At 71.5% G+C, this 12,166-nt stretch carries 11 protein-coding genes and 1 pseudogene; 5 read left to right on the forward strand and 7 right to left on the reverse strand.

Features of this window, described 5'->3' with window-relative positions:
- Positions 1–11: 11 nt before the first annotated feature.
- On the reverse strand, positions 12–563 hold the full coding sequence (locus tag ACIP89_RS04295; RefSeq protein WP_401922566.1) for a carboxymuconolactone decarboxylase family protein: 552 nt from the start codon (positions 561–563) through the stop codon (positions 12–14).
- A gap of 69 nt (positions 564–632) precedes the next feature.
- Between ACIP89_RS04295 and ACIP89_RS04300 the strand changes: the two genes are divergently transcribed.
- Positions 633–1,127, forward strand: a complete 495-nt coding sequence (locus tag ACIP89_RS04300; RefSeq protein ID WP_401922569.1) for a MarR family winged helix-turn-helix transcriptional regulator — start codon at positions 633–635, stop codon at positions 1,125–1,127.
- Between the two features lie 306 nt (positions 1,128–1,433).
- The gene (locus ACIP89_RS04305; RefSeq protein ID WP_401925291.1) at positions 1,434–3,092 is read left to right on the forward strand and encodes an alpha-L-fucosidase; all 1,659 of its coding nucleotides are present in this window, start codon (positions 1,434–1,436) and stop codon (positions 3,090–3,092) included.
- Between the two features lie 16 nt (positions 3,093–3,108).
- Here the strand turns inward: ACIP89_RS04305 and ACIP89_RS04310 are convergent, their stop codons facing one another.
- Complete coding sequence (locus tag ACIP89_RS04310; RefSeq protein ID WP_073735685.1) at positions 3,109–3,756, reverse strand: response regulator transcription factor; 648 nt, start codon at positions 3,754–3,756, stop codon at positions 3,109–3,111.
- Entirely contained in the window at positions 3,741–5,009 is a 1,269-nt protein-coding gene (locus ACIP89_RS04315; protein ID WP_401922575.1) for a sensor histidine kinase, read from the reverse strand. The genes ACIP89_RS04310 and ACIP89_RS04315 overlap by 16 nt, the downstream gene beginning before the upstream one ends.
- Before the next feature lie 283 nt (positions 5,010–5,292).
- Between ACIP89_RS04315 and ACIP89_RS04320 the strand changes: the two genes are divergently transcribed.
- A complete protein-coding gene (locus tag ACIP89_RS04320; protein WP_402112937.1) occupies positions 5,293–7,440 on the forward strand; it encodes an MMPL family transporter in 2,148 nt (715 codons plus the stop codon).
- Between the two features lie 77 nt (positions 7,441–7,517).
- Here ACIP89_RS04320 and ACIP89_RS04325 read toward each other — a convergent pair whose 3' ends face one another.
- On the reverse strand, positions 7,518–8,129 hold the full coding sequence (locus tag ACIP89_RS04325) for a winged helix-turn-helix domain-containing protein (protein ID WP_402112939.1): 612 nt from the start codon (positions 8,127–8,129) through the stop codon (positions 7,518–7,520).
- 346 nt (positions 8,130–8,475) lie between these two features.
- Positions 8,476–9,510, reverse strand: a complete 1,035-nt coding sequence (gene glnII, locus ACIP89_RS04330) for a glutamine synthetase (protein ID WP_401922581.1) — start codon at positions 9,508–9,510, stop codon at positions 8,476–8,478.
- Between the two features lie 259 nt (positions 9,511–9,769).
- On the opposite strand from glnII, the gene ACIP89_RS04335 reads away from it, so the two are divergent.
- Positions 9,770–10,684: a Gfo/Idh/MocA family oxidoreductase gene (locus tag ACIP89_RS04335; protein ID WP_401925298.1), complete on the forward strand. Its 915-nt coding sequence runs from the start codon at positions 9,770–9,772 to the stop codon at positions 10,682–10,684.
- 47 nt (positions 10,685–10,731) lie between these two features.
- Here ACIP89_RS04335 and ACIP89_RS04340 read toward each other — a convergent pair.
- Positions 10,732–11,050: pseudogene (locus tag ACIP89_RS04340) on the reverse strand (arsenate reductase family protein); the annotation flags it as partial.
- Positions 11,051–11,169: 119 nt separating this feature from the next.
- On the opposite strand from ACIP89_RS04340, the gene ACIP89_RS04345 reads away from it, so the two are divergent.
- On the forward strand, positions 11,170–11,439 hold the full coding sequence (locus ACIP89_RS04345; protein ID WP_401922585.1) for a hypothetical protein: 270 nt from the start codon (positions 11,170–11,172) through the stop codon (positions 11,437–11,439).
- Positions 11,440–11,500: 61 nt separating this feature from the next.
- Here the strand turns inward: ACIP89_RS04345 and ACIP89_RS04350 are convergent, their stop codons facing one another.
- On the reverse strand, positions 11,501–11,941 hold the full coding sequence (locus tag ACIP89_RS04350; protein WP_401922587.1) for a hypothetical protein: 441 nt from the start codon (positions 11,939–11,941) through the stop codon (positions 11,501–11,503).
- Positions 11,942–12,166: the final 225 nt, after the last annotated feature.

Here is a 12,166-nt window from a genome sequence, read left to right on the forward strand (position 1 = left end):
GGTCCGGGACCTCAGGCGAACCGGGCCAGCTGAGGATCGACCGGGGCCGCCGTCATCCGGTTGGCCAGGGTGGACATGGTGTAGGCGCCGATCCCCAGAACCACTTCCAGCGCGTTGCGGGAGGTGTAGCCGTGGGCCAGGAACGACTGGAGGGTGTCCTCGTCCACGGCCCCGCCCGACTCGATCGCGGCGACGGTGAACCGGCGTACCGCCTCAAGGCGTCCGTCGGGAAGGGGCGGCGGGACCTCGCCCCGCAGCGCGGCGATGAGGACGCTGTCCGCGTCGAGGGCGGTGAGCTTCGCGGTGTGCATCGCCACGCAGAGGTGGCAGTCGTTGCGGGTGGCCATGGTCATGATCACGACCTCCCGGGAGAGCTGGTCCAGGGTGGTCGACTCGAAGAGCGCGCTCATCTTCAGGAAGCCGTTGAGCAGCTCCGGTGAGGAGGCGAGCAGGGCGACGCCGGTGGGCAGGTAGCCCTGCTTCGCCGTCACGGCCGCCATGGCGGGGCGGGACGCGGCGGGAGCGGATTCGGGTGTGTGCTCGGTGAAGACGGATGCGGGCATGGCTGATCCCTCGCGGTAAACTCGACAACGTGATTGACGAAAAGGTAAACCAGGTTGTCGAGTATCGCAATGGCTGAGCGCGCCGGACGGGGTGCTCCGGACGGCGCCGGTGCGGGCTTCGAGCTGCCCCTGCTGCTGTTCGCCGGCTTCCGGTCGATCGTCGACGACCTCCACCGCGAACTGGCCGGACAGGGGCACCCCGAACTGCGTCCCGCCCACGGCTACGCGCTCCAGGCGGTCGGCCGCGACGGGGCGACCGCCAGCGAGATCGGCCGACGGCTCGGCGTCTCCAAGCAGGCGGCCGGGAAGACCGTGGACCGGCTCGAAAGCCTCGGCTACGTCGAGCGCGCCGACGATCCGCAGGACGGCCGCCGCAAGGTCGTACGGCTCACCCCGCGCGGGATCGACGTGCTGGCGCGGTCCGCCGCGGGCTTCGGCCGGCTGCGCGGCGAATGGGTCCGGGTGCTCGGCGCGGAACGGGTCGAGGCGCTGGAGGCGGACCTTCGCACGATGGCCTCCGCGGAGGCCTTCCGGCTCGATGTGGCGAGCTGGATCAACAGCTGACCGGATCACCTGCTGACCGGATCACCTGCTGACCGGATCACCTGCTGAGCGGGTCGGCGGATGGCCGGATCGACAGATAGCGGGATGAGCGGATGTCCGGACCAGCGGACGGTCGGGTCAGCGGATGGCCGGACCAACAGCTGAACGGGTCAACAGCTGACCGGATGTGCCGAACACTTGGACTTTACGCACCAGAGATAGGACGTATCCGGTAGGTGCCCTTCCCGCAGGCTGCTCCGTGCGGCAACATGCACGCGTCGGTACCCAAGAGATCCGACCACTCGTGGTCGAGAATGGGAGGGAACCATGGCACGACGCACCCGTGTGCTCAGCGCGCTCGCACTGGCGGCCGCCGCCGCGCTCATCCCCGTGACTGCCACGGCGCAGCAGCCGGCGCATCCCGCCGCCCCCTGCGGCGCACCCGTGAGACCCGCTTCGCAGATGACCGTCGAGGCCTGCGACAGCCCCGGCCGGATCATCGAGAAGGCCGCGAACATCGTCCCCACGGCGGGCCAGCTGGCCTGGCAGCAGCGGGAGGTCACCGCCTTCACGCACTTCGGGATGAACACCTTCACCGGCCGGGAATGGGGCTCAGGCACCGAGGACGAGAAGCTGTTCGCGCCGGAGAGCATCGACGCCGACCAGTGGATGCGCGCCTACAAGGCCGCCGGCATCAAACAGGTGATGCTCACCGTCAAGCACCACGACGGCTTCGTCCTCTACCCGAGCCGCTACACCGACCACTCGGTCGCCCTCAGCCCCGGCAGCCCCGACGTCGTCGCCCTCTACGTGAAGGCCGCCCGCAAGGCGGGCCTGAAGGTCGGCCTCTACCTCTCGCCCTCGGACGGCGCCGAACTCCCGCACGCCTGGCACGCCGAGTGGGTCGAGGAGATCCGTGCCAAGGATGCCGCCGGTGAGACGCTGAGCCTGCCCGAGCGGATGGCCCTGGAGGACGGCGACCGCGCCCCCGCGGGCCAGGGCCGCTTCGGCAACGGCAGCGCCGTCACCGAGCGCACCATCCCCACCCTCGTCCCCGGCGACGATCGCGCCGCCAGGGTGAAGAGCGGGAAGCTGCCCACCTTCAAGGTGAAGGCCGACGACTACGACGCGTACTACCTCAACCAGCTCTACGAGATCTTCACCCAGTACGGACCGGTCGAGGAGCTCTGGCTGGACGGCGCCAACCCCTGGTCCGGCTCCGGCATCACCCAGAAGTACGACGTCAGGCAGTGGTTCGACATGGTCAAGGCGCTCTCGCCCGACACCGTCGTCTTCCAGGGCCCGCAGGGCGTCCGCTGGGTCGGCAACGAGTCCGGCGTCGCCCGCGAGACCGAGTGGAGCGTCACCCCGCACACCACCGACCCGTGGACGGGCCTCGGCAGCCTGCCCAACGACTCGACGGACCCCGACATCGGCTCCCGGGGCCGGCTCCTGGAACCCGGCGTCAACTACCTCCAGTGGTACCCGGCGGAGGCCGACGTCTCCAACCGCCCCGGCTGGTTCTACCACCCGCAGGAGAAGCCCAAGACCCCGGCGCAGCTGATGGACCTGTACGAGAAGAGCGTCGGCCGCAACGCCTCGCTGCTGCTCAACGTCCCGCCCGCGCCCGACGGCCGGATCGCGGACGAGGACGTCACCTCGCTGACCGCCTTCGGGGCCGGTCTGCGCCGGACCTACGGAGCCGATGTGCGCAGGAAGGGACCCGGCCCGTACACCTTCGACCGGGTCGCCGTCCGAGAGGACATCCGGCACGGACAGCGGGTGGAGAAGTTCGCCGTGGAGGCCCGGATCGACGGGACGTGGCAGCGCATCGCGGACGGCACCACCATCGGCCACGAGCGCATCCTGCCGCTGCCCGCGGCCGTCACCGCGTCGGCCGTCCGGGTCAAGGTGCTGGAGTCCCGGGCGAAGCCGTACCTGGCGGCCACGACGCTGCACCTCAGCACCGCGCCGGCCGGGCCCTGACCCGGGTGGACAGGCCCTAACCCCGGTCCAGATAGGCCAGTACCGCGAGAACGCGGCGGTTGTCGTCGTCGGAGGGCGGCAGGCCGAGCTTCCCGAAGATGTTCGAGGTGTGCTTGGCCACCGCCCGCTCCGTGATCACCATGTGTGCGGCGATCGCCGCGTTCGAACGGCCCTGTGCCATCTGCTCCATGACCTCCTTCTCGCGCGGCGTCAGCCCGCCCATCGGCTTGTCCTGCGAGCGCCGGGACAGCAGTTGCGAGATCACCTGCGGGTCCATCGCGGTGCCGCCCGCCGCGACCCGGCGGACCGCGTCGATGAACTGCTCGGCGTCGAAGACCCGGTCCTTGAGCAGGTAGCCGATGGCGCCGTTGCCGTCCGCCAGCAGCTCACGCGCGTAGAGCTGCTCGACGTGCTGGGAGAGCACCAGGACCGGCAGGCCCGGTCTGGCGCGCCGGGCCGCCAGTGCGCACTGGAGCCCCTCGTCCGTGTGGGACGGCGGAAGCCGGACGTCGACCACAGCGACGTCCGGCTTCAACTCGGCCAGCGCCCGGGTGAGTTCGGGCCCCGTCTCGACGGCGGCCGCGATCTCGAAGTCGTACGCCTCCAGCATGCGCACCAGGCCGTCGCGCAGCAGGAAGAGATCTTCGGCTAGGACAACTCGCAAGGGATCTCCATGGTCACCATGGTGGGACCGCCCGCGGGGCTGCTGACGGCCATGATGCCGTCGAATGTACCGAGTCGGCGTTCGACTCCGCTCAGGCCCGAGCCCGATCCGGCGCTCGCACCGCCCTTTCCGTTGTCCGTGACGGAGATCCGCAGCATGTGGTCGTCATGGTGCAGATCCACCCAGATCCGGTCCGCGCCCGAGTGCTTCGCGGCGTTCGTCAGGATCTCGCTGACCGCGAAGTACGCCGCCGACTCGACCGGCGCCTCCGCGCGGCCGCTCAGCTCCACCTCGACCTCGGTCCCGATCGGCATCCGCAGGGCCAGCGCCTTGACCGCGTCACCGAGCCCGCGCTCAGCCAGCACCGGCGGATGGATGCCCCGCACCAGATCGCGCAGCTCGGTGAGCGCCTCCGCGGACGACTCGCGGGCCATCGCCAGGAGCTTCTTCGCCTGCGCCGGGTCCTTCTCGACCAGCGCCTCGATGGTGCCCAGGTTCATGCCCATGGCGACCAGCCGGGCCTGCGCGCCGTCGTGCAGATCGCGCTCGATGCGCCGCAGCTCGGAGGCGGCGGTGTCGACCGCCTCGTGCCGGGTCTCGGTCAGCCGGTCGATGCGCAGCGCCAGCTCCCGCTCATGGGTGGGGGCCAGCGCCGAGCGGGCGATCGCGAAGTGCGCGTGCAGCAGCCGCTCGCTCAGCAGCACCCCGAGCACGAAGATCACCACGCCGAGCGCGGCGGCGGCGAGCCCGGTCGCCTGGCTGTCGACGGGCACGAACCCGTACCAGTACCGGTCGTCCGTGAAGACCCGCCACAGCCCCGCCGCCAGGACGAAGCCCTCCACCGGGTAGATCATCAGCGCCGCCGCCAGGATCGACACCGCATAGCCGGCCGTCATGTCGATCAGCAGCCACCGCATGTCCCGCCAGGTCGCCGGGTCCTTCAGCAGCAGCGTGGTCCGCTCCACCTGCCCGGTGAACCCGCCGCGGACATCCTTCGGGAACGGCCGGTACGGGACCGGGATCCGCACGTCCGACCAGGTGATCGCCAGCAGCCGGCGCTGATTGGCGTGCTTGCGGACCGCCGTCATGACGGACGGGGTGGTCACCAGGCCGATGCCGACCGGGATGAGCGCGATGGAGACCACCGCCAGCACGAACAGCGTGACCGATCCCACGATCGAGGTGAACGACAGCGCCAGTCCGCGTCCAGCGGCCAGCAGCGCGGCCCTCGTCCGTCCGTGCGGCGTGTTCATATCGGTCCCTCTTCCCTCGCCGGCACTCGTGGCAGCCCCGGTCCGCACACAGTCTGACGCCTCGGGCGGCCTGGGCATCAGCCGTTCCGACACCCGGCGGGGGTGTACCCAGCACCACCCCCGCGGCCTCGCCCTACGTCGCGGCGAGTGGGTGTTCCAGCGGCTGGGACGGCGGGTCCCGGATTCCTAGATTCGAGGTGTCTCGGCAACCGGTTCTTCCAACGGTTCCCGGACGGTCCTTCCCACAGTTCTCTCAACGACTCTTTCAGGGGGCGAACACGCCATGAGGCGTAATCTCGCGGCACGTATCGGTGTGTGGAGCGCACACCATCGAAAGACGGCCATTCTCGGCTGGCTGCTCTTCGTCGTGCTCGCCGCGGGCATCGGCGGTGCGTCGGGCATGGTCGAGATGACCGACGCGGAGAACGGTGCGGGCGACTCGGCGCGGGCCGAGCAGATCCTCTCCGACGCCGGCCTCGGCCACCGGGCGGGCGAGCTGGTCATGGTGTCCTCGGCGCGGCCGGACGGCTGGCGGACCGCGGCACGGGAGCTGGCCACCGCCCTCGGGAAGACCGGTGAGGTGACGGACCTCAAGGCCCCGGTCGCCGCCGGGAACGGCAAGGACGCGCTGATCACCTTCGAGATGAAGGGGGACGCCGCCACCGCGCCCGACCGGGTGCAGCCCGTCCTGGACGCCGTCGAGGGGGTCCGGAAGGGACAGCCGGACGTCACGGTCCACCAGTTCGGCGACGCCAGCGCCGGGAAGTGGCTCGGCGACCTGCTCTCCGACGACTTCAAGAAGGCTGAGTTCACCGCCGTGCCCCTGGCCCTGGGCATCCTGCTGGTCGCCTTCGGCGCCGTCGTCGCGGCGCTGCTGCCCGTCGGACTCGCGCTCACCGCCTGCCTGGCCGCCTTCGGTCTGCTGTCGCTCGCCAGCCACCAGCTGCACCTCTTCCAGACCACGTACTCCGTGATGTTCCTGATGGGCTTCGCCGTCGGCGTCGACTACTGCCTCTTCTACCTGCGGCGCGAGCGGGACGAGCGGGCCGCGGGGCGCGACGCCGAGACGGCGCTGCGGATCGCCGCGGCGACCAGCGGCCGGTCCGTCCTGGTCTCCGGGCTGACCGTCATGGTCGCGATGGCCGGCATGTTCCTGTCCGGACTGCTCCTGTTCAAGGGCTTCGCGGTCGCCACGATCATCGTGGTCTTCATCGCCATGATGGGCTCCGTGACGGTACTGCCCGCCCTGCTGTCCTGGCTGGGCGACCGGATCGACGCCGGACGCGTGCCGCTGCTCAACCGGCGGAGCAGGAGCGGTGGCCGGGGCGCGCAGAAGGAGAGCGGCCGGATCGCCGGAAAGCTGCTGCGGCCCGTGCTGTCCAGGCCGAAGCTCTTCGCCGCCGCCTCGGTCGTCGTGCTCCTCGTGCTCGCCGCCCCCGCCCTCGGCATGAAGACGGAGGAGCTCGGCCTGGAGAAGCAGTTCGGCTCCCACTCCGAACTGGCCGTCGCCTACCGCGGCATCAGCGAGGCCTTCCCCGGCGGCCCCGCCCCGGCCCAAGTGGTCGTCGAGGCGGACGACATCGAGGCCCCCGCCGTACGCCGGGCACTCGACGGCTTCGACAAGGTGACCGTCCACCGGGCGCAGAACGTCGCGGAGATCGAGATCGCGATGGAGCGCGGGGAAGCCGATCTGACCGAACTGCGCGAGCACCGGCTGCCCGCCGCCTTCGACGGAACGGGAGCCCATGCCTACGTGACCGGTGAGACGGCCGGGTCGGTGGACTTCACCGCCCAGCTGAAGAGCGGCATCGTGCCCGTCTTCCTCTTCATCGCCGCGGTGACGTTTCTGGTGATGCTGTTCTGCTTCCGCAGCTACGTCATCGCCGTGACCGCGATCCTGCTCAACCTGCTCTCGGTGGCCGCCGCCTACGGAGTGATGGTCGCCGTCTTCCAGCACGGCTGGGGCGCCTCGCTGATCGGCTCGGAGGGGGTCGGCGCGATCGAGTCCTGGATGCCGCTCTTCGTGCTCGTCGTCCTGTTCGGACTCTCGATGGACTACCACGTCTTCGTGGTCTCCCGGATCCGCGAGGCCCGCGGCCGGGGCCTCTCCACCCCGGCCGCGATCGACGAGGGCATCCGCCGGACGGCGGGCGCGGTGACCGGCGCGGCCGTGATCATGGTGGCGGTGTTCGCGGTGTTCGGGACGCTGTCCATGCAGGACATGCAGCAGATGGGCGTCGGCCTGGCCGTCGCGGTGCTGCTCGACGCGACGATCGTCCGGATGGTGCTGCTGCCCTCCGTGATGGCGCTGCTCGGTGAGCGGAACTGGCGGACCCCGCGCGGACTGTCCCGGCTGCCCGCCCTGGACCACAGCGAGCCGGAGCCCGGCCGCCCGGCGGCGGACCCGGTGGGCTCGGTGCGGCACGGCTGACCCCCGGCGGATACGGGTGGGCCCCGGTTCCGGTACGTACCGGAACCGGGGCCCACCCGCGCGGGTGCCGTCGGGGATCAGGGCGTGTACTTGTACCCGACGCGCCGCACCGTCTGGATCGACCGGCGGTGCTCGGCGCCCAGCTTGCGGCGCAGCCGGGCGACATGGACGTCGACGGTGCGCCCGTCGCCCACGTGCCCGTAGCCCCAGACCGTGGTCACCAGCTGGTCGCGGGTGTGCACCCGGTTCGGGTGCGCCACCAGATGGGAGAGGAGTTCGAACTCCAGGTAGGTGAGGTCGAGTTTGTCGCCGTTCACCGAGGCGGTGCGCTGCACCGGGTCGATGCGCACCGGCCCCGCGCCCGGGTCCTCCAGTACGTCCGGGACCACGTACTGACCGGCCCGGACCGCCGCGGCGGGCGGCTGCTGGTCGGCGGGGACGAGCACCAGGTAGCCGACCATCGGCGGCCGGCCCGGCAGCGCCGGCAGGGTGTGCTGGGGTGCGGGCAGCCAGGTCGTACCCGGCGCCAGGAACGCGGCCACATCGGCCGGCGGGAAGACCTCGTCCGGCGCGACGGCCCGCAGCCGGTGCCGGTTCGGGGAGGGGGGACGGGCGGTGGTGGCCGCAGCGGCCGCCGGCTGGGCTGCGGTGGCAGCGGATGCGGCGGAGAAGGTACGAGTGTTCGCCATGGGGTCAGCTCTTTCGCGCGAGGAGTCGTCTGTGGACGGACTTGCTGCGTGCGCGCGGACCGAAGACCGGGGTGAGCGGCTTTAGAGGGCCAGCGCGTTCAACGCGCGGCAACACACCCGGTCGAAGTCGTGATGCTGACGGGAAGGCCAGAACGGCTCCAGGTCGCTGCGACCTGTCGAGGTGTGCTGGATGCTGGCCATGTCCCCATTGAACCAGAGAAAACGGCCCCGCAGCAGACTTCTCCCAGCCGTCGGTGCGGACCCTTCGTGTTGGCTTCCTCACTCCGGACACACCAAGAGGCGCCCACCGGCCGTGCGGTGGACGCCTCTTGGCGTGCGGGCGGGATCAGACCTGGGCGGCCTTCTCCAGCGCGGTACAGCAGGTGTCGACGATCAGCCGCGTGACGACGTACGGGTCGACGTTGGCGTTGGGCCTGCGGTCCTCGATGTAGCCCTTCCGGTCCTGCTCGACCTGCCACGGGATGCGGACAGAGGCACCCCGGTCGGAGACGCCGTAGCTGTACTCGTTCCACGGGGCGGTCTCGTGCAGACCGGTCAGCCGGTCGTCGATGCCCGCGCCGTAGTGCTTGACGTGGTCCATCGGCTTCGATCCCTCGCCCAGCGACTCGCACGCGGTGATGATCGCGTCGTAGCCCTCGCGCATCGCCCGGGTGGAGAAGTTGGTGTGCGCCCCGGCGCCGTTCCAGTCACCCTTGACCGGCTTCGGGTCCAGGGTCGCGGAGACGTCGAAGTCCTCCGCGGTGCGGTACAGCAGCCAGCGCGCGATCCACAGGTGGTCGGAGACCTCCAGCGGGGAGACCGGTCCGACCTGGAACTCCCACTGACCGGGCATGACCTCGGCGTTGATGCCGGAGATGGCCAGCCCTGCCTTCAGACAGTTGTCGAGGTGCTTCTCGACGATCTCGCGGCCGAAGATCTCGTCCGAGCCGACGCCGCAGTAGTAGCCGCCCTGTGCGGCCGGGAAGCCGCCCTCGGGGAAGCCGAGCGGCCGGTGGCCGTCGAAGAACGTGTACTCCTGCTCGATGCCGAAGACCGGCTCCTGGTCCGCGAACTGCTCGGCGACCGGGCGCAGCGAGGCCCGCGTGTTGGACTCGTGCGGGGTCATGTCGATGTGGAAGACCTCGCACAGGACCAGTACGTCGTCGCCGCCGCGGATCGGGTCCGGACAGCTGAAGACCGGCTTCAGCACCCGGTCGGAGGCGTGGCCCTCGGCCTGGTTGGTGCTCGATCCGTCGAAGCCCCAGATGGGCAGCCCGGCCACATCGGACGACGGGGAGCCCGGCATGATCTTCGTCTTGGAACGGAGCTTGGCGGTCGGCTCGGTGCCGTCGATCCAGATGTACTCAGCCTTGAACGTCACGGAAGCCATCCTTTGGGGGTGCTGCGGTCTATGCAGCGCAGCTTCGCAAGACGCGATTTCCCGTCCGTTGCTCCGGTGTGAACCACGTGTTACCGAGGTTTCCCGCACAGGACGGGCGTGCTGTACGGGGCTCAGCCGTGGGCTCGCGGCGGCGTCCCGAACCCCGCGGCCGCGTATACAGGGTCAACGCGGCCGACCCTCCGCACGCCCCGCCACCGGATTCCTCCGGGGCGCCGTCCGCACCGGGCACACTTGTGCCATGACGACATCCGTGAAACCCCTGCGTATCGGCCTGGTCGGTACCGGCCCCTGGGCCGGCAACGCCCACGCCCCCGCCCTCGCCGCGCACCCCGGCGCTGTGCTGAGCGGGGTGTGGGGCCGCCGGGCCGAGGCCGCGCGGGAGCTGGCGGAGGCCCACGGCGCCCCGGCGTACACCGGTGACGCGGGGCTCGACGAGCTGTTCGCCGCGAGCGACGCCGTGGCGTTCGCCCTGCCGCCGGACGTCCAGGCGCCGCTGGCCGCCCGCGCCGCGGCGGCCGGCTGCCATCTGCTGCTGGACAAGCCGGTGGCCACCGGCGTCGCGGCCGCCCGTGAGGTGGCGGAGGCGGCGGAGGCGGCCCGGGTCGCCTCCATCGTCTTCTGCACGCTGCGGTTCGCCCCGGAGACCGCGGCCTGGATCGAGGAACAGCGCGCGGCGGGCGGCTGGTTCACCGCGCACGCCCACTGGATCGGCGCCCTGTGGGCACCCGGCGCGGACAGCGAGTACGCCGCGTCCCCCTGGCGCCACGAGAAGGGCGGCCTCTGGGACGTCGGCCCGCACGCGCTCTCCGTCCTCATCCCGGTGCTGGGCGACGTGACCCGGCTGACCGCCGCCCGCGGCCCCGCGGACACCCACCACCTCATCCTCCGCCACGCCTCCGGGGCCTCCAGCACGGTGACGCTCACCCTGGCCGCCCCGCAGGCGGCGACCGGGGTCGAGGTGGAGCTCAGGGGCGAGCACGGCACCGTCGGACTGCCCAGGTGGGACGGTGCCGTGGGCGCCTTCCGGGCGGCGGTGGACGCGCTGATCGAATCGGTGCGTACGGGGGTGCCGCACCCCTGCGACGTACGGTTCGGGCTCCGGCTGACGGAACTGCTCGCGGAGGCCGAGGCGCAGGCGGGGGCCGCGGAGTAGCGGCGGAGCGGTCCGGGCCCCTTCCGGCGTCCGGGCCCCGCCGCTCGGCGCCCCATCGCGTCCCGTACCGCCTCGTCCGTGCGCGCGACCACCGCGGTGCCGTCCCCGGCGGTGCTGATCGGCCGCTGGATCAGCTTCGGGTGCCCGGCGAGCGCCGTGATCCACCGCTCCCGCGCGTCCGCGTCGCGCGGCCACTCCTTGGGCCCCAGCTCCTTCGCGTCCGCCTCCCGGGTCCGCCTCCCGCACCCCCGGCCATGATCCGCCGGACAGACCCTAGCGGCGGACCGTGTAGCCGGCGCCCTCCGCGTCGAGCAGCCGTACCGCGCCCCGGCATTCGGAACAGGCGGGATCGATCCAGACCTCCATGGGGCAGGCGGTACGGGATGGACCCGCGAAAACCCCTCTGGCCAGGGGCGATTGTCAGTGCCGGGCAGTAAAATGGAGGGAGTTCGTGAGGGTTCCACCACCGTGCCAGGAGGTTGCCAATGGCCGTTGCCGCAGTCACGACCAAGCCGCTCCACAAGCCCCTGCAGAAGAAGCGCCTGCCCGCCGGTCGTCCCCGTGAGTGGTACGTCGCCCACAACCGCCGGCTGAAGGCGATGCGCCTGGCGATAGTCCTGCTCGACAGCGGAGTCCACCAGCCGTCGAGCGCGGGCAACGCCCGGATACGCACGGCCGCCGAGCTCCTCGGCATCCACCCGCCGTCCGACACCACCTGCCGCATGGTCCGCGCGCTCATCCGCTACGGGCGCTGACCGCGGGGCCACCGGCCCCGCCCGCCGCGCCCCCGGGGAGATCCGGGGGCGCGGCCGCGTCTCAGTACCCGTCGCAGGTGGCGGTGGCGAAGGCGCCGGAGGCCCGGTCGGTCCGCCGGGTGATGTCGTCCACCGTCACGGAGCACGCGACGTCGCCGCCGGACCTCCCGAGGCTGACGACGAACGAGCCGCCGTTCATGAACCCCCTGGTCTCCAGCTCCCCGGCCCACGGCAGCGCCCGCAGGGTCAGCCGCCCGGTGGAGAGGGCCTCGCCCTGCCAGGTGCTGTAGGTGAGCGTGACGTCCTTGGCGGTGCCGGTGACCTCGTACCTGATCCGCAGCCGTTCCGAGCTCTGCTCGGAGAGCCCGTGGGCCAGCACCGCGGAGACCGCGCCCGCGGCCAGCGCCAGGAGCACGACGGCCATCAGCAGCACCCACGGCCAGAGCCGCCGCCGAGGGGGCCGAGGCCCGTCCGGCCCGTCATCGGTCACCTGCTCGCTCATGCACCCACCCTCCACGCTCCGGCCCCGCCCCGCGACCCCGCCGCCCCTCACCCGTCCGGACGGCGTCCGGGGACCGGGCACCGATCGCGAGGGACGGCAACCGGCTGCGCCGACACGCGCAACGGACAGCCTTACCTCAAAGCGGGCAACTGATCGTTGCCATCGCGTAGTTGGCCATGAGACGGTAATTTCCAACACACTCCGCACGGTCGTCGCGGGGGCACT

This window comes from Streptomyces sp. NPDC088730 (genome assembly GCF_044751215.1).
In the GTDB taxonomy this organism is placed as follows: domain Bacteria; phylum Actinomycetota; class Actinomycetes; order Streptomycetales; family Streptomycetaceae; genus Streptomyces.